The 19,768-nt window shown below is 41.6% G+C and carries 21 protein-coding genes; 14 read left to right on the top strand and 7 right to left on the bottom strand.

The genetic code is table 11. The annotated features are described in order from the left end of the window. Nucleotides 1-50: 50 nt before the first annotated feature. The 9 genes from A8F94_RS09230 (at nt 51) to A8F94_RS09190 (ending at nt 9,991) form a co-directional block, all read left to right on the top strand. A complete protein-coding gene (locus A8F94_RS09230; RefSeq protein ID WP_066198765.1) occupies nt 51-989 on the top strand; it encodes a sugar-binding transcriptional regulator in 939 nt (312 codons plus the stop codon). A gap of 274 nt (nt 990-1,263) precedes the next feature. Beyond that, nucleotides 1,264-2,541 (top strand): NAD(P)H-dependent oxidoreductase, encoded by a 1,278-nt coding sequence (locus A8F94_RS09225; protein ID WP_066198762.1) that lies wholly within the window; start codon nt 1,264-1,266, stop codon nt 2,539-2,541. 31 nt (nt 2,542-2,572) lie between these two features. Beyond that, a complete protein-coding gene (locus A8F94_RS09220; RefSeq protein WP_175384384.1) occupies nt 2,573-2,926 on the top strand; it encodes a PTS glucitol/sorbitol transporter subunit IIA in 354 nt (117 codons plus the stop codon). A 501-nt stretch (nt 2,927-3,427) separates the two neighbouring features. Continuing rightward, on the top strand, nt 3,428-4,417 hold the full coding sequence (locus A8F94_RS09215) for a thiamine pyrophosphate-dependent dehydrogenase E1 component subunit alpha (protein WP_066198751.1): 990 nt from the start codon (nt 3,428-3,430) through the stop codon (nt 4,415-4,417). A gap of 103 nt (nt 4,418-4,520) precedes the next feature. Continuing rightward, complete coding sequence (locus tag A8F94_RS09210) at nt 4,521-5,558, top strand: alpha-ketoacid dehydrogenase subunit beta (RefSeq protein ID WP_441294183.1); 1,038 nt, start codon at nt 4,521-4,523, stop codon at nt 5,556-5,558. Between the two features lie 16 nt (nt 5,559-5,574). Beyond that, on the top strand, nt 5,575-6,918 hold the full coding sequence (locus A8F94_RS09205; protein ID WP_066198748.1) for a dihydrolipoamide acetyltransferase family protein: 1,344 nt from the start codon (nt 5,575-5,577) through the stop codon (nt 6,916-6,918). 13 nt (nt 6,919-6,931) lie between these two features. Beyond that, complete coding sequence (gene lpdA / locus A8F94_RS09200; protein WP_066198745.1) at nt 6,932-8,341, top strand: dihydrolipoyl dehydrogenase; 1,410 nt, start codon at nt 6,932-6,934, stop codon at nt 8,339-8,341. A gap of 139 nt (nt 8,342-8,480) precedes the next feature. Beyond that, nucleotides 8,481-9,431 (top strand): sugar-binding transcriptional regulator, encoded by a 951-nt coding sequence (locus A8F94_RS09195; RefSeq protein WP_066198743.1) that lies wholly within the window; start codon nt 8,481-8,483, stop codon nt 9,429-9,431. 227 nt (nt 9,432-9,658) lie between these two features. Continuing rightward, on the top strand, nt 9,659-9,991 hold the full coding sequence (locus A8F94_RS09190) for a bh protein (protein ID WP_066198740.1): 333 nt from the start codon (nt 9,659-9,661) through the stop codon (nt 9,989-9,991). Nucleotides 9,992-10,629: 638 nt separating this feature from the next. On the opposite strand, the gene A8F94_RS24950 is transcribed toward A8F94_RS09190, so the two are convergent. The 5 genes from A8F94_RS24950 to A8F94_RS09165 form a co-directional block, all read right to left on the bottom strand. Further along, nucleotides 10,630-11,733 carry an NUDIX domain-containing protein gene (locus tag A8F94_RS24950; RefSeq protein WP_217490912.1) on the bottom strand — a complete coding sequence of 368 codons (1,104 nt, stop codon included), beginning with the start codon at nt 11,731-11,733 and terminating at the stop codon, nt 10,630-10,632. Nucleotides 11,734-11,781: 48 nt separating this feature from the next. Beyond that, on the bottom strand, nt 11,782-12,339 hold the full coding sequence (locus A8F94_RS09180) for a DUF2812 domain-containing protein (RefSeq protein WP_066198737.1): 558 nt from the start codon (nt 12,337-12,339) through the stop codon (nt 11,782-11,784). Next, a complete protein-coding gene (locus A8F94_RS09175; RefSeq protein WP_066198732.1) occupies nt 12,339-12,677 on the bottom strand; it encodes a PadR family transcriptional regulator in 339 nt (112 codons plus the stop codon). Before A8F94_RS09175 ends, A8F94_RS09180 begins: the two co-directional genes overlap by 1 nt. Before the next feature lie 748 nt (nt 12,678-13,425). Next, nucleotides 13,426-13,905, bottom strand: a complete 480-nt coding sequence (locus tag A8F94_RS09170; protein WP_066198730.1) for a hypothetical protein — start codon at nt 13,903-13,905, stop codon at nt 13,426-13,428. 570 nt (nt 13,906-14,475) lie between these two features. Then, nucleotides 14,476-15,525: a helix-turn-helix domain-containing protein gene (locus A8F94_RS09165; protein WP_066200380.1), complete on the bottom strand. Its 1,050-nt coding sequence runs from the start codon at nt 15,523-15,525 to the stop codon at nt 14,476-14,478. 342 nt (nt 15,526-15,867) lie between these two features. Here A8F94_RS09165 and A8F94_RS09160 point away from each other — a divergent pair, with 342 nt between their 5' ends. The 4 genes from A8F94_RS09160 (at nt 15,868) to A8F94_RS09150 (ending at nt 17,335) form a co-directional block, all read left to right on the top strand. Beyond that, entirely contained in the window at nt 15,868-16,164 is a 297-nt protein-coding gene (locus A8F94_RS09160) for a hypothetical protein (protein WP_254660824.1), read from the top strand. 143 nt (nt 16,165-16,307) lie between these two features. After that, on the top strand, nt 16,308-16,481 hold the full coding sequence (locus A8F94_RS26155) for a hypothetical protein (RefSeq protein WP_254660823.1): 174 nt from the start codon (nt 16,308-16,310) through the stop codon (nt 16,479-16,481). Further along, nucleotides 16,406-16,696, top strand: coding sequence for a VOC family protein (locus tag A8F94_RS26150; RefSeq protein ID WP_368072784.1), 291 nt, complete (start codon nt 16,406-16,408; stop codon nt 16,694-16,696). Before A8F94_RS26155 ends, A8F94_RS26150 begins: the two co-directional genes overlap by 76 nt. A 186-nt stretch (nt 16,697-16,882) precedes the next feature. Beyond that, nucleotides 16,883-17,335: a hypothetical protein gene (locus tag A8F94_RS09150; RefSeq protein WP_066198727.1), complete on the top strand. Its 453-nt coding sequence runs from the start codon at nt 16,883-16,885 to the stop codon at nt 17,333-17,335. A gap of 86 nt (nt 17,336-17,421) precedes the next feature. Here the strand turns inward: A8F94_RS09150 and A8F94_RS09145 are convergent, their stop codons facing one another. Continuing rightward, on the bottom strand, nt 17,422-17,835 hold the full coding sequence (locus A8F94_RS09145; RefSeq protein WP_066200377.1) for a hypothetical protein: 414 nt from the start codon (nt 17,833-17,835) through the stop codon (nt 17,422-17,424). A gap of 485 nt (nt 17,836-18,320) precedes the next feature. Beyond that, nucleotides 18,321-18,965, bottom strand: coding sequence for a 2OG-Fe(II) oxygenase (locus A8F94_RS09140; protein ID WP_066198725.1), 645 nt, complete (start codon nt 18,963-18,965; stop codon nt 18,321-18,323). Nucleotides 18,966-19,243: 278 nt separating this feature from the next. On the opposite strand from A8F94_RS09140, the gene A8F94_RS09135 reads away from it, so the two are divergent. Continuing rightward, nucleotides 19,244-19,627, top strand: a complete 384-nt coding sequence (locus tag A8F94_RS09135; protein ID WP_066198722.1) for a VOC family protein — start codon at nt 19,244-19,246, stop codon at nt 19,625-19,627. Nucleotides 19,628-19,768: the final 141 nt, after the last annotated feature.

Genomic DNA, 19,768 nt, shown 5'->3' with positions numbered 1-19,768 from the left:
GGGAGAATTGTAATTGGATTGTCCTAGATTTGTATGAAAGAGGAAAATTGATGATTATTTTGGATAATAGACGCGTGTTGGTCAAAGTAGCTCAAATGTATTACGAGGAAGGTGCCACCCAATCGGAGATTGCCGAAAAAATTGGTGTCAGCCGTTCACTTGTCTCCAAATACCTGACCAAGGCAAAGGAATTGGGAATCGTGGAAATCACGATTCATGATGACGGCGTCCATCAGTTCAGCCAGCTGGAGCGGAAGGTAGAGCGCCTCTATAACTTGCGTGAAGTTATCTGTATTGAAAGTGTAGGGGAGTCTTCCAAAAAACATCTGGGTGAGGCGACAAGTGAATTTCTGTTAAGAGTCATTAAGGATGATCAAATAATCGGCTTTTCATCGGGGACGACATTATATGAAGTAGCCAAGGCCCTGCAATCACGCCAGATGTTCCCATCAGCCACTATCGTTCCTTTAGTAGGCGGAGTCGGAAATGAACGGGTCGATATTCACTCCAATTATATTGTTGCCAAGATTGGGGAAGCACTGCAGGCAAATTTCGAACTGCTTCATTTACCTGTGATCGTCGATACGAAGGAAGCCAAGGAAGTGCTTATGAGGCAGCCTTCCATTAAAAATATCTTTGATTTGGCAGAGAAATCGAATATCGCTGTTGTAGGGATCGGCGGAAATCCAGAACATTCAACTATGGTGCAATCCTATATGGGCTGCGTTCATCAAAAGCTGACTTCTGATTCGGAAATTGTCGGAGATATCTGTTATAACTTCATTAATAAATTCGGAAAATCTGTTGATAATGAGTGGAATGAGCGGGTTATTTCGTTAGGACTGGAAAAGTTGAAGAAGATTCCTCTTGTGATTGGAGTGGCTTCTGGCTTAGAAAAGGTAAATGCCATTAAAGCGGCCCTTGAGGGCAACTTGATTCATGTTCTAATTACAGATGAAGTGACAGCAAAGGCATTAGTTGAATCGTAATTGAAAAGCTGCACTCAGCTGAAAGTGCAGTTTTTCTTTTGCAGTCCGATACTTTTTGTTTTTGGTGAATATTCTATTTTTCTGAAAGTTCTTTCTTGACAGGGCTTACATGAAGGATTACACTAAGTTTGTAACATATGACACAGTAATTAACAAATGTTATATAATCGCTGAAATTGTCACAGTATATAACATTTGTTTAAAGCTTAACAATAGTTTTTTTGTTTAATAGAATGTAAACGCTTTAATCTAACATGTTTGAGGAGGAAATTTCATGTCAGTCTACACACAGCTTTTGAAACGTGAACGCGACAATAACCCGATTAAAGTAGGTGTCATTGGCGCAGGGCAAATGGGATTCGGAATGATTGCCCAAATTTCGAATATACCAGGAATGTCTGTCACAGGAATTTGTGATGTGAATCTGGAAGCAGCGCAGCGAGCAGGAGATTTTTACAATTCAAAGGTGAGCAGAAAAGAAGCGATGGTCATCTCCTCGGATTACCGCGAAGTCATCCAATCACAAAATGTTGAGGTTGTCGTTGACGCGACTGGTGTTCCTGAAGTGGGAGCAAATATCTCACTCGAAGCACTCCGCTCAAAAAAGCACATTGTTCTTTTAAACGTTGAAGTAGACATTACGATCGGTTCTTTGATGTATCAAATGTTTACCAACGCTGGACTAATCTATACGGGTTCAGCAGGTGATGAGCCGGCTGCAACACTTGAATTATATGAATTTGCTAAGACGATGGGATTGGTAGTATTAGTTGCAGGAAAAGGAAAGAACAACCCGTTCATCCCGACCTCAAATCCAGATGTTGTCGCGGCAGAAGCGAAAGCGAAGAATATGAGTGCCCATATGCTGGCAGCATTCCAGGATGGGACGAAAACGATGGCGGAAATGAACCTGCTAAGTAATGCAATCGGTCTGCTTCCGGACAAAGTAGGAATGCATGGTGTATCAGCAACGGTTGAAGATGTGGCTGACAAGCTGACTACGAAAGAAAACGGAGGAGTACTGAATAACTTCGGTGTCGTTGAATATGTAAACGGATTAGCACCAGGTGTATTTGTAATCGTAAAGAGTGATCTTGCTCCAGTGGATGAAGAGCTTCGTTACTTGAAAGTTGGTAAAGGACCTCATTATACTTTCTACCGTCCATACCACCTTGCAAGCCTGGAAACACCAATTACCATTGCAAAAGCTGTCCTGCAGCATGAATCTTCCATTCATCCGTTGGGTGCACCAATTTCCGAAACGGTTGCAGTGGCGAAACGGGATATAAAAGCGGGCGAAAAAGTGGATGGAATCGGTGGATACAGTGTCCGAGGTGTACTGGAAACTCATGTTGATATGAAGAAAAATGGCCACATTCCAATTGGCTTGATTAGTGGCACGGTAGTAGCCAAGCGCGATATTAAGTTTGGCCAATTCCTGACATTGGAAGATGTGGAATTAGACACAACTACAACGGTTTGGAAGTTAAGGGCCCTTCAGGACCAATTATTTCCGGTAAACACAGAAAACCCGGCACTTGTAACATTATAAGAAACGAATGTATGGAAAGGGAGGCAATAAAGTGACTATTTCAGTTGTAAAGGAAATCGGTGTATTAGTGCCGACTTTTAAGGAAGATAAAATTGTGATTCTTTTTGGACCGCAAGCACCTAAGGAACTTCGCGAAATGGCCGTTATTCATGAGTTTGAAATTTTGTCAGAAGAGCCGCTTAAGGTTGGCGGAACGATCCAGTTTGATGACGAATCGTTCACGATTACTGCCGTGGGAAGTCATGCGAATAAAAACTTGAAAGAATTAGGCCATGTCTCGATTTACTTCCAGGAGCCGTTGGAAGATGTATTGCCAGGAGCAGTTTTTGCAGCGCCAAACCACTTCCCGACGCTTAAAGAGGGAACAGTCATTACGTTTAAATAATCGATAGGATACCGTCAACTTCCTTTGGAATGACAGGGAATAGGGAAAAAGAGGAAGAGGTGAAACCACCCTGCCCCTTTTTCCTTATTTTTTATCTTCATTCACGGCATTTTTGTAACCGTTATCATAGTTTGGATGCCTATTTTTTACTATATTAGAGGAACTAAAGAATCTAAATTTAATTGAAGCGAAAGGCGCGAAGCTCGTTCGAAAATGCAAAAAACGCATTTTCTCCTGCGGTGCTTTTTCAGAGGAGATTATCAACGTCCTGTGGGAGCAGCGGGACAGGTGAGACTCCACAGGTGCTTGCGCCGAGGAGGCTCACCGCATGCCCTCGGAAAGCGAAGCGCCTGTAGCGAAATTCAAGGGTTAAACTTATTAGTTCCTCTAAAATATTTTCATTTATAAGAATAGTGTGTTTACGCTTGACGGAAAATTAAAATAACGTTATGATTTTTACAAATGTAACTGTATGGAACAAATGTAAAAGGAGGAGCTGGAATGACAGTGAAAACTTTAAACCTTCCCGAAATGATTACGGAAGAAAAATTGAAAGATTTATATAAAGAGATGTGGCTGATTCGTTATTTTGATGAGAAGGTCGATCAATTTTTTGCAAAAGGCTTGATTCATGGAACGACACACCTTGCCGTCGGGCAGGAAGCTTCTGCATCAGGATCGATTGCCGTGCTTGAAGCAAGAGATAAAATCGTCAGTACACACCGCGGTCACGGCCATTGCATTGCTAAAGAGGGCGATGTGAACAAGATGATGGCTGAACTGTTCGGCCGGACGACTGGATACTGTAAAGGAAAAGGCGGTTCCATGCATATCGCTGACGTTGAAAAAGGGAACCTTGGCGCGAATGGGATTGTTGGTGGCGGTATTCCAATTGCTGTCGGAGCGGCACTTACTTCAAAAATGAAAGATCAAGGATATGTAGTGCTCTGCTTCTTCGGTGATGGTGCTTCCAATGAGGGAAGTTTCCATGAATCCGTTAACCTTGCATCGATTTGGGATTTGCCGGTTGTCTTTATTTGCGAGAACAACCAGTATGGCATGTCAGGATCGGTGAAGGAAATGACGCGAGTGGAACATATTGCGGACCGGGCTGCAGCCTATGGGATTCCTGGTGAAGTAGTGGACGGCCTTGATATGGTTGAAATTATGAAAACGGTTCACGGTGCTGTTGAACGGGCGAGAAGTGGCCAGGGGCCAAGTTTGATTGAAATGAAGACGTACCGCTGGAAGGGGCATTCAAAGAGCGATGCCAAGAAATATCGCACACGTGATGAGGAGAATGAGTGGAGAGCGAAGGACGGCATCAAGCGATTTAAAACTGTCCTGATTGAAGCAGGCGTATTGACAGAAGAAACAGCAAAGCAACTCCAGGATGAGGCCTACAAGCAAATTGATGATGCGGTGAAGTTTGCGGAAAGCAGTCCTGAACCGTCACTTGATACTCTGCTGGAAGACGTTTATGCCGATTAATAGAGACATCCACAAGTAACGATGGATGATCCGGAAGTGTATACCAGTAAGGCTATTTGAAAATGGATACCGAGATGAAGGGAGGCGAATCCTGGCGGTATAAATGGGATTGGACGGATTTCATACCGTTTATACGGCCGGGACGACTATTATGGCAGATAGAATCATTACGTATTTAGAAGCAGTCCGGGAAGCAATGAGCCAGGAAATGCGTCAAAACGAGGACGTGTTTATCCTTGGTGAGGATATTGGTGTATATGGTGGTGCGTTTGGCGTGACGCGCGGCATGATTGAAGAGTTTGGTCCTGAGCGTGTGAGGAATACACCGATTTCAGAAGCGGCCATTGCTGGAGCAGCGGTTGGCTCCGCTCTGACAGGCATGCGCCCGATTTTGGAACTTCAATTCTCTGACTTTATCACTATAGCAATGGACCAAATGGTCAACCAGGCCGCAAAGACAAGGTACATGTTTGGCGGTAAGGGAAGTGTGCCGATGGTATTAAGAACTCCGTCAGGTTCTGGTACAGGTGCGGCAGCCCAGCATTCCCAAAGCCTTGAGGCATGGATGGCACATATTCCTGGATTAAAAGTAGTCCAGCCTTCCACCGCCTATGACGTAAAAGGCCTCTTGAAGGCGGCGATAGATGACAACAACCCTGTTATTTTTTATGAGCATAAATTACTTTACAAAACTTCCGGCCATGTACCTGAAGAGTCTTATAAAATTGAACTCGGCAAAGCGGATATTAAACGAGAAGGAACGGACGTTACCATAGTTGCAACAGCAATAATGGTGCATAAAGCACTGGAGGCAGCCGCAGAGCTTGAAAAAGAAGGCATCAGTGTAGAAATCGTCGATCCCCGGACAATCGTCCCTCTAGATAAGGAAACGATCATCAACTCCGTAAAGAAAACCGGCCGTTTAATCGTTGTCCATGAAGCCGTGCAGCGCGGCGGAATTGGCGGGGAAATTGTCAGTGTTGTCGCTGAAAGTGAAGCGTTCGACTACTTGGATGCCCCAATTAAGCGTCTAGGCGGTAAAGAGGTTCCGATTCCTTATAACCCTAAGCTTGAAAAAGCCGCAATTCCGCAAGTGCTTGATATCATTCAAGCTGTTAAAGAAACGGTTAAATACAAATAAGAAGGAGGGGCAAATCATGGCAAAGGAAATTTTCATGCCCAAGCTGAGCAGTACGATGGCTACTGGTACCCTCCTTCAGTGGTTCAAAGAAGAAGGGGACAGTGTCGAAATTGGCGAGCCGCTTTTTGAAATCATGACTGACAAAATTAACATTGAAGTAGAATCCTACGATCAAGGGGTTTTACTGAAGAAGTATTTCGACGCGGATGAAGAGGTACCGGTTAACCAGATTGTTGGGTATATCGGAGAGGCGGGCGAAAACATTCCGGCTTCTTCACCCGGCCTATCTGGTGCTGCTGAAGAGGAGCCTGAAGATAATGCGGCCGAGTCGGAAACCCAGGAACAAGCTGCCCCTGTCGAGACAAGCAGTGTACAAGCAGCAGAGGAGAAACCTCGCGCAACCCCGGCAGCCCGCAGGATTGCACGGGTAAATAATCTTGTGTTGGGAGCCATTCCCGGAAGCGGTCCAAATGGCCGTATTCACAAAAAAGATGTTACCGCATTTTTGGAAAATGCCGAAGCAGAACCAAAAGTAACGCCGCTTGCCCGTAAAGTGGCTTTGGCAGAGCAGGTGGATCTCGGTTCTGTAAAGGGCAGCGGGGTCAATGGAAAGATAGTCAAGGACGATGTCTTCTCGGCTGTACCGAAGACAGAAACCTCTGCACCAGCTGCCTCAAAGCGGAAGAAAATGTCCGGTATGAGAAAAGTCATTGGAGAGCGGATGTCGCAGAGTGCGTATACAGCGCCACATGTGACATTGACATCAGAAGTAGACATGTCCAAGGTAAAAGAGCTTCGTGCCTCACTTCTTCCGGTTATCGAGAAAAAGACGGGATTCCGTCTATCCTATACAGATATTTTGATTAAGGCGGTGGCATCAGCATTATCCCGCCATCCGCAAGTGAATGTCTCCATTGAAGACGATGAAATTGTCCAGCATAGCCATGTTCATATCGGTCTGGCTGTAGCTGTACAAGATGGCTTGATGGTCCCAGTTATTAAGGATGTCCCTGGCAAAGGCCTGGCCGAGATAACGGCGGATGCAAAAGAGATCGGCCAGCTTGCACGTAATAATCAATTACGCCCTGATCAGTTAAAGGGTTCTACTTTTACGATCAGCAACCTTGGCATGTATGCAATTGATGCATTTACCCCGATCATTAACCAGCCGGAAAGCGCGATACTTGGGGTTGGACGTATCCATGATAAGCCGGTAGCTGTGAATGGAGCACTGGAAATCAGGCCGATGATGGCTCTAAGCTTGTCGTTTGACCACCGTGCAATGGACGGTGCGCCTGCTGCTGCCTTCCTGACTGAACTGAAACAAATCCTGGAAAATCCTTTTGAATTACTTGTGTAATGGAGGCGATGAATTGACAGCATCTTATGAAATCGTTGTAATTGGCGGCGGTCCTGGAGGCTATGTTGCAGCTCTTCACGCTGCCGAACTTGGCAAAAAGACTGCTTTGATTGAGGCCGATCATCTTGGCGGTACATGTTTAAATCGCGGTTGTATCCCCTCCAAAACGTATTTAAAGCATTCAGAAGTGATTGACCAGATTGAAAAGGCCCGTGAGTGGGGAATTGAGACAGGTCCTTTAACTCTTTCTTTTGAAAAAATGAGGAATCGGAAGGATGACGTCATTCAACGGCTTCGCAGCGGAATCGCGTTTTTGATGAAGAAGGGGAAAATAGACGTTTATAACGGCTATGGGACACTGGCGAAGGATGGCACAGTCAGGGTAAAGACAGAAACAGGGGAAGAGACACTTCAAGCCGGTAAGGTTATTGTAGCGACTGGCTCGACACCTGCTGTCCCGCCAATTCCTGGGCTTGAATCCGTTCAGTACGATACAAGTGATACAATTTTTGATCTTGCTGATATTCCAAAAAAGGTTATTATAATTGGCGGCGGGGTAATCGGTGTTGAATTTGCCACTATTTTTGCCTCATTAAAAGCTGAAGTAACCGTTGTGGAAGCAGCTGATCGAATTATTCCGACAGAGGACGCGGAGGCATCCAAGTTTTTAGCCGGAGTATTAAAGAAAAAGGGTGTTAAGCTTCATACAAGCTCTACTGTCCAGAAGGTGCAGGAAGCCAATGGTGCCAAAAAAGTCATCTGTTCAGATGCTAAGGGTAACGAGCTAGTGCTTGAGGCAGATATCCTTTTGGTCAGCACCGGACGCAGGCCGAATTTATCAGCGACGAAGGATTTGAACCTTGCCCAAAATGGCCCATTCATCCAGGTGAATGAGAAAATGGAAACCAGTATGGAGAATGTATATGCAGTCGGCGATGTGATCGGGGGCTGGCAGCTTGCTCACGCAGCTAGTGCAGAGGGTGTGGTTGCTGTCAACAATGCTGCTGGAATCGAAGACCATATGGACTATAAGGTCATGCCGCGCTGTATCTACACCCTGCCTGAAATTGCCTCTGTTGGTTTGTCTGAGGAAGAGGCCAAGAAACAGGGAATGGAAGTTCGCGTAGAAAAATTCGACTTTGCCGGGAGTGGTAAAGCACTAAGTGCCGGTGAACCTCAAGGATTTACAAAGGTTATATATGAGGAAAAGTATGGAGAAATTATTGGGGTTGTGATGGTCGGATCTCACGTGACTGAAATGATTTCCGAGGCTTCTGCCTTTATGTACCTGGAAGGAACCGTTGAAGAAGCAGCTAAAATGGTCCACCCGCATCCAACAATTTCTGAAACATTTTTTGAAGCGGCGGTTAATGCCGTTCATAAATTGAAAAAATCAAAACACAAAGTAGCATCTGCAATCTGATTTTATAATAGAATAGATTTTCCAAATGCCGGGTATGAAGATACTCGGCATTTCGCTATAGAAAAGTGATTTTGAAAAGAAAATCATGTAAAATGTTCTTATAGATGACATTTGTAATGGTTTAGAGGAGAAGGTAAATATGGATTGGTATGAGAAACGGCAATTGGTGAAGGTATCCAGCCTGTATTATAACGATGGATGTACCCAAGCGGAAATTGCCAATAAAATTGGAGTCTCCAGGCCCGTAATTTCCAAATTGCTTCAGAAAGCAAAGGATGAAGGGATTGTTAATATTTATATAAAAGATGAAAGTGTGCATACAGTTGAATTGGAGCAACAGCTTGAAAAATATTTTGGATTGGAAACGGCGATTGTCGTACCGAATAATGGCTTAACGAAGGAAATGGTCATGCGGTCTGTAGGGCTCGCCGGTGCTAATTACGTTAATCGAAATATGAGGGGAGTGAAGAGTATAGGGATATCCTGGGGCATGACACTTGCCGGCCTTGTCCAGGAATATCCATTTGAACGAAGGGACGATATCACTGTTGTACCATTAGAAGGTGGTATGGGGGCAAAAGCGGTTGAGATTCATGCCAATCAGTTGGCCAATGAATTAGCTAAAAAAATAAATGGCACCTGTACCTATTTATATGCTCCGGCCGTGGTGGAATCTGAAGAATTGAAGGACCGTTTAATGGCTATGCAGGATATTCAAACGGTGTTGGAAAGCGGCAGGAATGTAGATATGGCCCTTATTAGTGTGGGCAATCCTTTTAAGGATTCAACACTAGTGAAAATTGGTTATCTTCAGGAGGATGACTTAAGCTATCTTCAGGAAATTGGAGCTGTCGGAGACATTGGCTTCCGCTTTTTTGACAGAAACGGCTCCTCTCTGAATCATTCCTTGGACCGCAAGGCCATCGGAATCAGTTTAGAAGAACTGAAAGATATTCCTAAGGTGGTTGCCGTTGTCGAAGGAGAGAATAAGGTTGAAAGCATAGTAGGAGCCCTTCGCGGGGGAATCATCAACGTTCTCATCATTGATGAACAAACCGCAGCTTCTATAGTTAAAGGTTATATAGAGTAAGGGGAATTGTTTTATTTGTTAGGATTTATGGATATAGTTGAGTAGAATACGTTTTTATTTAAATTTTTTAAAAATAAATGTAACTAACTTCCGTAATTGGAGTAAAATAATAATAAGCTTTAAGTGGGTGAAGGGTTTATCCCACACCTGCATTTCATTGTTGTATAAAAATAATTGCGTAGCGCATGTTCTTTCCAATAATCGATTCTGTGTAAAGGGGAAGGCCAATGAAATATTCAGAGATGGATTCCAGCTTATTTTGTTCCCGGTGTAATGATGAATCTCTGCATAATGTAAAATATTTAAACAATAAAATTTATAGCGTCGAATGCACAGTATGCCATAGTAAAATTAATTTGCAAGTTGACCCCATAAGGGAAATATATAAAGAAGTTTATAAGAGAGTAACATCAAAACCAACAAGGCTGATAAGTGAATACGAAAAAAGCCATGACAAATTCATCACGGAGCTGCCAAAACGGGTACTAAGCAAACCCTACCGGCTTAAAAAATACGTGGCAGATACAACGGAAGCCTTAAAAAAAATCAAAGGCGAATAGAGCAGTGACGTGGTGGCAGGCACTACTATGAAAAGTTTTCGATCAAAACCTCAGGCTGAACTGAGGTTTTTTTATACAAAAAGTTCGGGTTTTGATAACTGTGTTATCAACGCCCTTTTTTCGTATAGATGTGTCGTTCGGTCGTTGATACTGTGTTATCAACGCCCTTTTCCCGTAAGGACGCCTCGTTCGGGCATTGATACTGTGTTATCAACGCCCTTTTTCCGTAAGGACGCCTTGTTCGGTCGTTGATACTGTGCTATCAACGCCCTTTTTTCGTATAGATGTGTCGTTCGGTCGTTGATACTGTGTTATCAACGCCCTTTTTCCGTACGGACGCCTCGTTCGGTCGTTGATACTGGGTAATCAACGCCCTTTTTTCGTATAGATGTGTCGTTCGGTCGTTGATACTGAGTTATCAACGCCCTTTTTTCGTATAGAAGTCTCTTTTGGTCGTTGATACAGGGTTATCAACGCCCTTTTCTCGTACAGACGCCTCGTTCGGTCGTTGATACTGTGTTATCAACGCCCTTTTTTCGTAAAGACGCCTCGTTCGGGCATTGATACTGGGTTATCAACGTCCTTTTTCCGTACGGATGCCTCGTTCGGTCGTTGATACGGGATGGGCTTCGCACTATTTACTTAAAAGCTCGTACACCTTCGTTAAGATACTTAATTAAATCTATAATTCTTTGTTTTTGAGATTCAGCCATCGGTAACGTTGTTGCTTGTTCAAGATTAGCCCATTGGTATGCTGTTGATTCATTGTCTAATTGTAATTCTCCGCCTTTTATTTTTCCGCTGTAGACAATTGCAAATTCTTGACGGACCTCGCCATCTGAGTACGCAATGATGTTTTTGGGATTCGTATAGGTTCCGACTATATCGGTAATTTCTACATCGTATCCAAGTTCTTCCCGGACTTCTCTTATAGCGCAGCCTTTTAAATCTTCACCGAAATCCTGAGTCCCTCCTGGCATTGCCCATTTTCCGCTGTCACGCCTTCTTACCAGTAATATCTCGTTTTGTTCATTAACGATAGCAACTGATGCAGCAGGTTTTATCGAGTTTGGAATAGGTGCCTCCTGGTCATCCGTATAGTCAAGGCGCAAGGTTTGTATTTTATTATCGAGCCACTCAGTAACCGCAGGTGTTAACTCAACTGCTTTCTTATCATTTCCCGGTGGTGTTTTAATAAATATAAGTGTCGTTCCTGGCTTCGACTTTTGAGCATATTTTACGCCTGGGGGGATTAAATAAAAGTCCCCTTTTTTAAATGGATATACAGTCCCTGTCTCTAAATCCATGTATTCCGTCATGCCGCTAATCATATAGTGGTATTCAAATGCTTGAGTGTGAACATGGGGTGATTCTGTTGTAAAGTCCCCATACGAAGTAATCCCTATTTCCAATTTGTTATCTTCTATATGTATAACAGTTTGTGGCTTTGCTAACTGGCCAACAAGGTATTGCCTTGTTGATTCCGACAGTGCGAGCTCTATCTCTTTTTTTGGTATAGACTGTATTTTCATAACCATTTTCCCCTCCGAATTGTAGGAATAGTAGTGGGGTGTTCCGTTAAGTAATTTTCTTTGAAATATGGGAGAGTTGAAACGAACTCCGGTATAAAAGTTCTTGCCTATGAGCACATTTTCCATTTTCAGGAGTACATTTCGTGTATTTATGAGCACGTTTTTCAAATTTATGAGCACGTTTTTGAATTGTATGAGTACATTCCTCATTTTTATGAGCACATCACTATTCGTCCATCTCGCTCATTGGCGATTCCCCTATAACCCCGAATTTCTCCATTTCTTGACTCTGTACACATACCCAAGATAAGGGAGTCCGGTAAATACTAAGCAGATCACTGCAAGTAGTTGCACAATCGCAAATACTATTTTTATCGTAGATTCATAGGTATGGAAAAAGTCTAGGGTTATGACAAAAGAATAGACAGCCGCAATGCAGATATTGATGAGGAGAGTGATCAATGCAGCTTTACCCATTGAACTTTTTTCATTTTCATACTTTTCAAGGATTGAAGGTTTATCTGTATAAATGGGAGCTGTCCCTTTCGGTGCGCTGAACAAATGAATATAGTCACCTGAGCTCCCTTCATGCCTCCAGCCCGCTTCCGCAAAATAAGCGAAGTAATCCTGGTCAGCTTCTTTCCGATAGTCAATTGCATATTGAAGATCTTGGGGAGACGACTTTTTCAACTTATATCCTAAAAAATAGAACTTATCAAAAGTCCATCCTTTTCGTGCCAGGTTCTCGAGTTTTTCCATATCCTTCTCTTCCTCAAAAGCCAAGCCACCACTCGCGACATACTTCGTCTTAGCCATTATGTTGAAGCCTCCTTCTTTAAAAGAATCTTTTTGGCGTGCTCAATCATCATTTCACGGCGGGTAATATTTTTATTCAGTAATTCCAAACCCTTTTCGGTTGCGATGTAGGTCTTGCGTTTGTCAACTTCCTCCCCCAGTTGCTCAATCATACCTGCTGACAGCAGCTTTTTTATGGTTGTGTACATGGAGGCTGGACCAATCGTAAATTCATTGTTTGTCAGTTCTTCGATGTTTTTCATAATTAAATATCCATGCCTGGCTTCCACCAGTGAGAGCAGGATATAAAAAGAAGTATCTGTTAGTTCACCAGTTTCCAGGGTATCATTCCGAGCCATATCATCACCTCTTTATATCATTAAATGATATATCGTTAAATGAAATATATCACTTAATGATATAGGGGGTCAATATAGATATTGCCGTTTGGTGGAAATTTCTCGTATCCCTGAACCCTAATTAATCCACCAAATGCAGTTTCTTGGAAGTTTATCGTCTATCGGACCTCGAAATAATCCATCCACCAAATACTAGTTAATTGCAGAATGCAAAAAAGTACACCACACCGGAATGTAAGATGAGTGGAAATAGATAACGGTAAAAAAGGGGATACAAAAGGTACAATTGGTCTGTGGATACTTGTAGGTACACTATAAAGGAGGTAATTATTTTGGGATTTTTAAAAGAATAATGAGTTAGGGGGTTATTTTCGGATGGAAAAGAAGAAACGGGACCTCTAATGAAACACAAATAGACCTGGTGAAGCCAGGTTTACGGTGAATTTATGGAAGAATGGATACTTACTCGAACGGACACCCAATACTTGAAAAAGGAAAAATACTTCAGGATAAATAGACAAAGGGGGACGGTTCTCATTAGCCCAATCGGAGAGGAGAACCGTCTCTATTTGCGACCCTATATTCCATCCATCCCATTTTAAAAAGAAAAAATAAAAAAGAAGAAAAGTATTGCTTGTTAAATCTAACGGACATAAGTGATGTGGAATTAACCATAAGTGAATCTAAAAATATTCCCTTATTCTTATAAAACAAGAGACAGTTAATTGATGGCTTTTGGTTCCTATTGTTAAGCCTCCATGGCACTTGATTGTTCTTTTACAAGTAACGTATCCTTATTGATTTGAATTAGGCGTTTTAACATTACAAATAAATAGAAAGGAGCCACAAATCCACCAATAAACCAGGAGATAAGAAACTTAATAAAAGGATATATTAACCAGCCTCTAATACCCATGAACAAGACCCATCCTGATAATATCTTATTTATTAATTGCCAACCAAAAGGAATAGCTGCAAACCAATAAACAAGCAAAATGTTCACACCCGGAGCAGAATCCATAATACTTATAAATAATCCAATGATTAACATAATGCCGGATCCTATTAAACTTTTTATTAATCCTTTACGTTCATTACGTAAGTTTTCTGTAAAACATCCCTCACACAATATCGGCGAAAATCGGTCGGAACAGGGACCGCATAGAACTCTTCCACAATCATTACATGCGGCCGAACCGGGAATATCCTGATGATTATAACAATTCATTATTAAACGCACCCCCTATGTAGTTTATTTTAAATATATTCCTTATATGGAAAGTAATTACTTTCCAAATGATTTTTTCTCGTGAACTGTGGTTAACACTTTTAATGAGGAAATTATTTGCAAAATGAATATTTTTATAAATATGGAAATGTAGGATATGAGGGTGGAATATTCCTTTAAGTTAATATGAGGATTTATTACCTGAAGGCAACAGGTGTTAATAGAAGAAACGATATAAAAGGAGTTTTTGGATTGGAGAAAGATAGCAATGGGATTGTCTTGACGAGGCTTGAGGGGGTTCAATTCAAACCTGAAGTCTTTAGAGCGCAAGAGAAGGATATTTGAGAATACTCCCCTTCAAGTAATCAGATACCTAAAGGGGAGGAGATTTATATTGGTTCCCAGCTTATTTTGTGTCAAAGTTGTATAAGAAATTTTCCCAATACCTGATCGAAATGCCAAATATAAAAATGCTTGCTGTGGTTCCCTTTCAGAACCGTACCAATTCGGGAGTACTTTCAACTCGGAGTCGATTTATTCTTAAACAAAAGAGAACCCTCTTTCTGAATACTAGGGTTGTAACGCCCCAATAAACTCCAGCTCGCCTACATCTTTGGAATCTGCTGCTCCGTTCATAATTTCTTTTACATCATTCAAGGTTTCTTGAAGGCTTACAGATAGGCCCGGTTTTTTGGTGAAGGGTTCGGCAACATAAAACGGCTGGGTTAAATAGGCTTCAAGCCGTTCGCCTCTTTGATAGGTTTGTAATTCGGATGCCGGAATCCGCCCAATTCCGCTAACATTCACTAATGAGCGGAGTTCCCGGTAGCGGCGCAGAAGTTTTAATGCTTTTTGTTGAATGGTGAAGTGTTCCTGATCGAGATGTGCTCCTTCGAGTACAGAGGATGTTGAACTTAGAGGATTAACGGCTGGAAAGCGGTGCCGTGCAGCAAGATCTGCATCGAATTGCCATAACGTTTCAAGTGGTCCATAAGGCAAATCTTCATCAACAACCTCGCCTGACAAATCAAGCAGGAAAGTTGTAACAAAATGGATTCCAATCCCTTGCAGCTTCTCCTGAAGTTGTTGGATGCCACCTGTTATCACATGGGTTCTGTCCGCCACGAACATAATCTCTTTGTCCGTACCGATATTTGCAATGGTCTCATACGTGTCTTCGATTGTGTTCGTGATGATTTCTACATTGTCAGTGAGTTCATCTACTCCCTGGTGTTCACCTTCAGGCATTAACAGGATTGTTTTAAATCCTTCATTTTTCAAACGGTAAAGTAATTCCGCTAATACCACGAGCTGCCCCATACCAGGTCGTGCAACCAAACCTACAGTGCCTCCTTTTGCTAAAGGAGCAAATAAATCCAACGTTTTAATTTTGGTTTCGATCATATCAATTTTCTCCCCTCTGATAATCAGATCATCCAAACTGCAGTCTGCCAATGATGCGAGTGCAACCAACGTTCGAACCTCAGCTCTTCCAACCGGTATTTTTCCTGTGCACAGGTTAGAAACGGTAGCCGGCCGTAAGCCGACTTGCCGGGCGGCACTTGTTAGATTCGGTACCTTCCTGCGCAATAAACTGACATTCAATCTTAAGTCATCCAACTTTTCCATAAACTACCCTCCTTTACTTTATATAGTAAATTAGATTGCGTTGAAACGCAACAATAATTACGTTGAAATTAATTTTTATTACTTTTGAAAGTAATGATGGTGTTCTCTTTAACTCGTATTCTTTGAAAAAACTTAAGATATAAAGGATTTACTGCTTTTTTGGTGAATTTCTTATTAAACAGACAGCACAGTTGGAAACGAGCAAACTTATAAAGGGAGGTACCATATGCTTGAACTACAAAATTGCTTAACAGAATTCACCAAAATGCATGATGATTTTATTCGTGATTGGAACTTTGCAATGAGTCAGGGGACACATCCTCTGTAGAAAGAATGACAGAGGATTATTATGTAGCCTTTTTCAATCATGGAAATGAAAAACCGATTTTTTTCACCAAACAAGAAGCTATAAATGGCATGGAACAATCGGTGAGGCATTTCTTAGGCGCAACTAAGAAGTTTGAAAACCGAGTCATTCGATTGAGGAGTAATGATAATGCTGCAGTGTTCTATGAACAACTAATCGTAAAAGATGAGAAAGTAGTAGCACGTTTATTTACCATTGAAAATTGGCGATTGATGAATGGGAAATGGATGATTATAAGAGAAATAGAAGAACCAGTAAATTAGGGTAAGATGCTTCTTCGATAAAGTAGAGAACTTGGAGGCATACCGGTTTTCAAGCTTTTCTAATAAAGTTTAATCTGTTAACAGGTACCATTCTTATGTTGGTTGGCAACCAACCGATTTGGTATTTATAAGGGGGAATTTTCATGTCTAAGTCTGTCCAAAAAACACCTGTCAAAAATCGAATCGGCAGTGTGTTTATTCCGGTTCGTGACCTTGAAAGGCAAAAGAATGGTACACTAGAATATTTGGGCTGGAAGGAGGACAAGAATATTTCGGCCATATTTTTGTGGCACCCATGGAAGGAACAGCCGGATTGATTTTAGATACAATGCCAAGGTGGAGAAATAAAAGTGGCGATATTTCAACTTACCAGGTTCCAGCCATTCAGTTTTTAACAGATGATATCCAAGCTTCTTATACGTTTATGAAGGATAATAACGTGGAACTGGTTACTGAGATTCAGGATGATTTTTATTTTGTAATCAGGGATCCTGATGGCAATTTGCTGATGATTTGTATGGTTGAATCTTAACATGTATTATGCTGAGGTTATGTTTGTGAACATCTTCAATAACAGGAGCTTGGAGCCAAAATTGGTCTCCAAGTTTTTTCGAAGATCATGTGAATAGCTTCTTTACGTCCCTCTCCGGCATTTTGAATATTTTGACAGTTGTTGGAAACTATGTTAAAACGATTATGTAACAAAAGGGGGACGAAGATGGTCGTACATATTGTGAAATTAATTCAGTATTGTTTATTACCAATCATCTCTATTGGATTGACTGGTTCATATGGCACTTTTTTTGAAGGACTTAAAGAGGGTGAAACCTTGGCAGGACACATTGTTGTTTTAGTTGGGGTAGTTATTTTTGCGTTTTCTTATTTCTTTTTAATGAAATGGATTGCTAAATATGAGATTACGTGGTTTGGGGTATATTTTGTTTCTGGATTGCACATGATGGTCCTATTTTTTCTAATGGTTCTTCCTCTTGATGTTTATTTTGGAGATACTATACGAGAATCTTTTGGTCACCGCATTTATCAAGGTTTATGTTTCTCTCTAATACCTATTTGTGTTTTCATCCATTGGAAATGGGACATTCTTTTGCTTATAAGGAAAAGATATTATCGGCCCAGTGCATATTCTAAAAGAGATTGGTACAAAGCATAAAGGGTCATGGAATGGTGCATAAAATAGTTAAATCTCTACAGAAAGGGACGGTCTCGGTTGCCATATCCGGCAAACGAGAACCGTCCCTATTTGTTTTCTTCTTCAGCCCAGGCATTATAATGTTTGAGCTTCTGGAATCTTTTTTTCTTTTTCAGGTATTTTTCGTTGAGGATAAGGACTTTGCCGTCGTCTGCTGATTCATATTTTCTATAGATAAATTTGTATTTTTCAAAGGCGAAATGCCCTGGGATGTAGAGGGCAAGGACGATGAAAAATAGGATGATCGTTTGCTGTATATAATGGTAGTCTTCGCCAAGGATATAAATGGTGATCATCGCTTGCGATGTGAACGCGACCATCATGATGATTATGATATTGCAGATATGGAAGATGAATTCCGGTTTTCCTTCAGTTAACATCCGCTCCAATTCATTTTTGAAAAAGAGAGTAACAACTACCGAAACCCCACAGAATATGGCAGTGATAAAATAGGTTAGCATTGTCACCCTTTATACCCCTCCGTTTCCATTAGTCCTTATTTGCATTGTAACATAAGTGAAAACCTTTTCAGCTTTCCTGCTTTATAATGGGAGCAAGTGTTTTTGGGGATCCGTTTGGCCCGGACAATTGTTGAAAATCGGTGACATGCTTCTTGTTAGTGGCAGTACCGAAAGCATCGACCGAAAGAGGGAAGAGTTGGAGTATGTTTTAAAGAATGGTAATAAAGTGCAGGAGAGGGGACTAGTACACCTTCAAGCCCTACTACTTAAATTCGCAGTATAACTAGTAATATCTCGAGGCATGGCTAGTGAAAAGTAGTTATAGCTCTTCTCAGAATGGTAATAAAGCATTGTCTGGAAAACTATTAAGGTTTCGAAATTAATCACACAAACAATTAGAAAGGCCTGCTGCTTGGGTGGAGCATATGTCAGCAGTCGGCCCTTCTATATTTTTCTTTCTATGGCAAGTCCATTTCTTTACTTAATTAAAAATCTAACTTTTTTCTCCTCACCCACTGTGTGGCGACCCATTTTTCTCCGGTGATGACAGGCATTCCGCTATGAAGTGTCAGCTCGTTCAACGCCTGGTCTTCATAGAAATATTCAAAGTAAACAGCCATTCCTTTTTTCGGTGTAACGGAAAAGTTCAACTTCGGAAACACGGTTTCGCCGCCTTCCTCAACATCGTTCAAATACATGACAAGTGTGCTAATGCGGTTGTTTTCCGCTGCTCTGCTTTTGGATGAAAAATAATCAAAATGGGCTTTGTACTCTTGCCCAGGGAGATAATGAAGGACTTGGATTTCCTCTCCATGTTCGATCGGAATACACATAATCTCTGAAACTCTTTTTTCAATCTTTGAGACTAGTTGGTTTTCTGCCTTATCAAAAAACATGCCACTGCTTGTCCGAATCTCATTTTCCAGATGATTCTCACTAACCTTGGAACGCTTCATTCGATCCTTGGCCAATCGAATCAACTCATCACATTCTTCACTATCCAATACATTATCCAGTACTGCGACCAATGGTTCATCTATTTTCGCGACAACCTTTACGACCCTGTCTTCCGTATTGATCTTGTTTTCTTTGTGATTGAAAATCGTTTGTTCTTTAGCTATATTCGACATATTTTTATCACCCCTACTTTTACCAGTCTACTATCATTATATAACAAAAGTTTTGAATTTATAAAAAATTCGCTTCAAAGAGGAACCATTCTGTTTTGCTTATAGTACTGCGAGACTAGGGAGTGTGAGCAGAGGTATTGAAAAACTGTCCTGTAAGGTTCCTCGGCTGCGGCTCCAATTGTATTTATTTTTACATAAATGATATTCTTGTCTAAAATCTCCACTGTGAAAAAGTGGGGCATACCAATTTAAAAACAGGTAAACAAGGAGAGAAAAACATGGCGATTAGAAAAATAGAGCACGTTGGAATTATGGTTCGTGACATGGAAAGTTCCATACATTTTTATGAAGACGTTCTTGGTTTCGATGTATTGGAGACGGGGACTGCCGGTGACGTAAAACTGGCTTTTTTAGGAGATAGAGAAAGCGGGCAAGTATATGTTGAATTGATTGCCGGAAATCCGACTGATTTTCCAAATGAGGGCAGGGTTCACCATTTGGCTTTCACCGTGGACAACCTGGAAGAGGAGATTGAACGTCTTTCTTCTTTGGGCGTTTCTTTCGGGGATGGAACGGTGAATTCACTTGGGAATGGCTCTAAATATATTTTCTTTAACGGGCCTGATGGAGAATCATTGGAGCTATTCCAACCCGTGCAATAAAAGAGGTTATTGAAAAGAGGCTGTCCCAGAAGGTTTGGGACAGCCTCTTAATTTGTTAATTAAAATGGGGGTGGCGGCTGGGGTGGCCGCCGTTTTTTCGGCAAAATACCGTTGAAGAAAAGAATTGATTGTTCGAACAAT

The sequence above is a fragment of the Bacillus sp. FJAT-27225 genome (genome assembly GCF_001685025.1).
Lineage (GTDB): Bacteria > Bacillota > Bacilli > Bacillales > Cytobacillaceae > Bacillus_D.
This window is presented reverse-complemented; position numbering and strand designations above follow the sequence as displayed.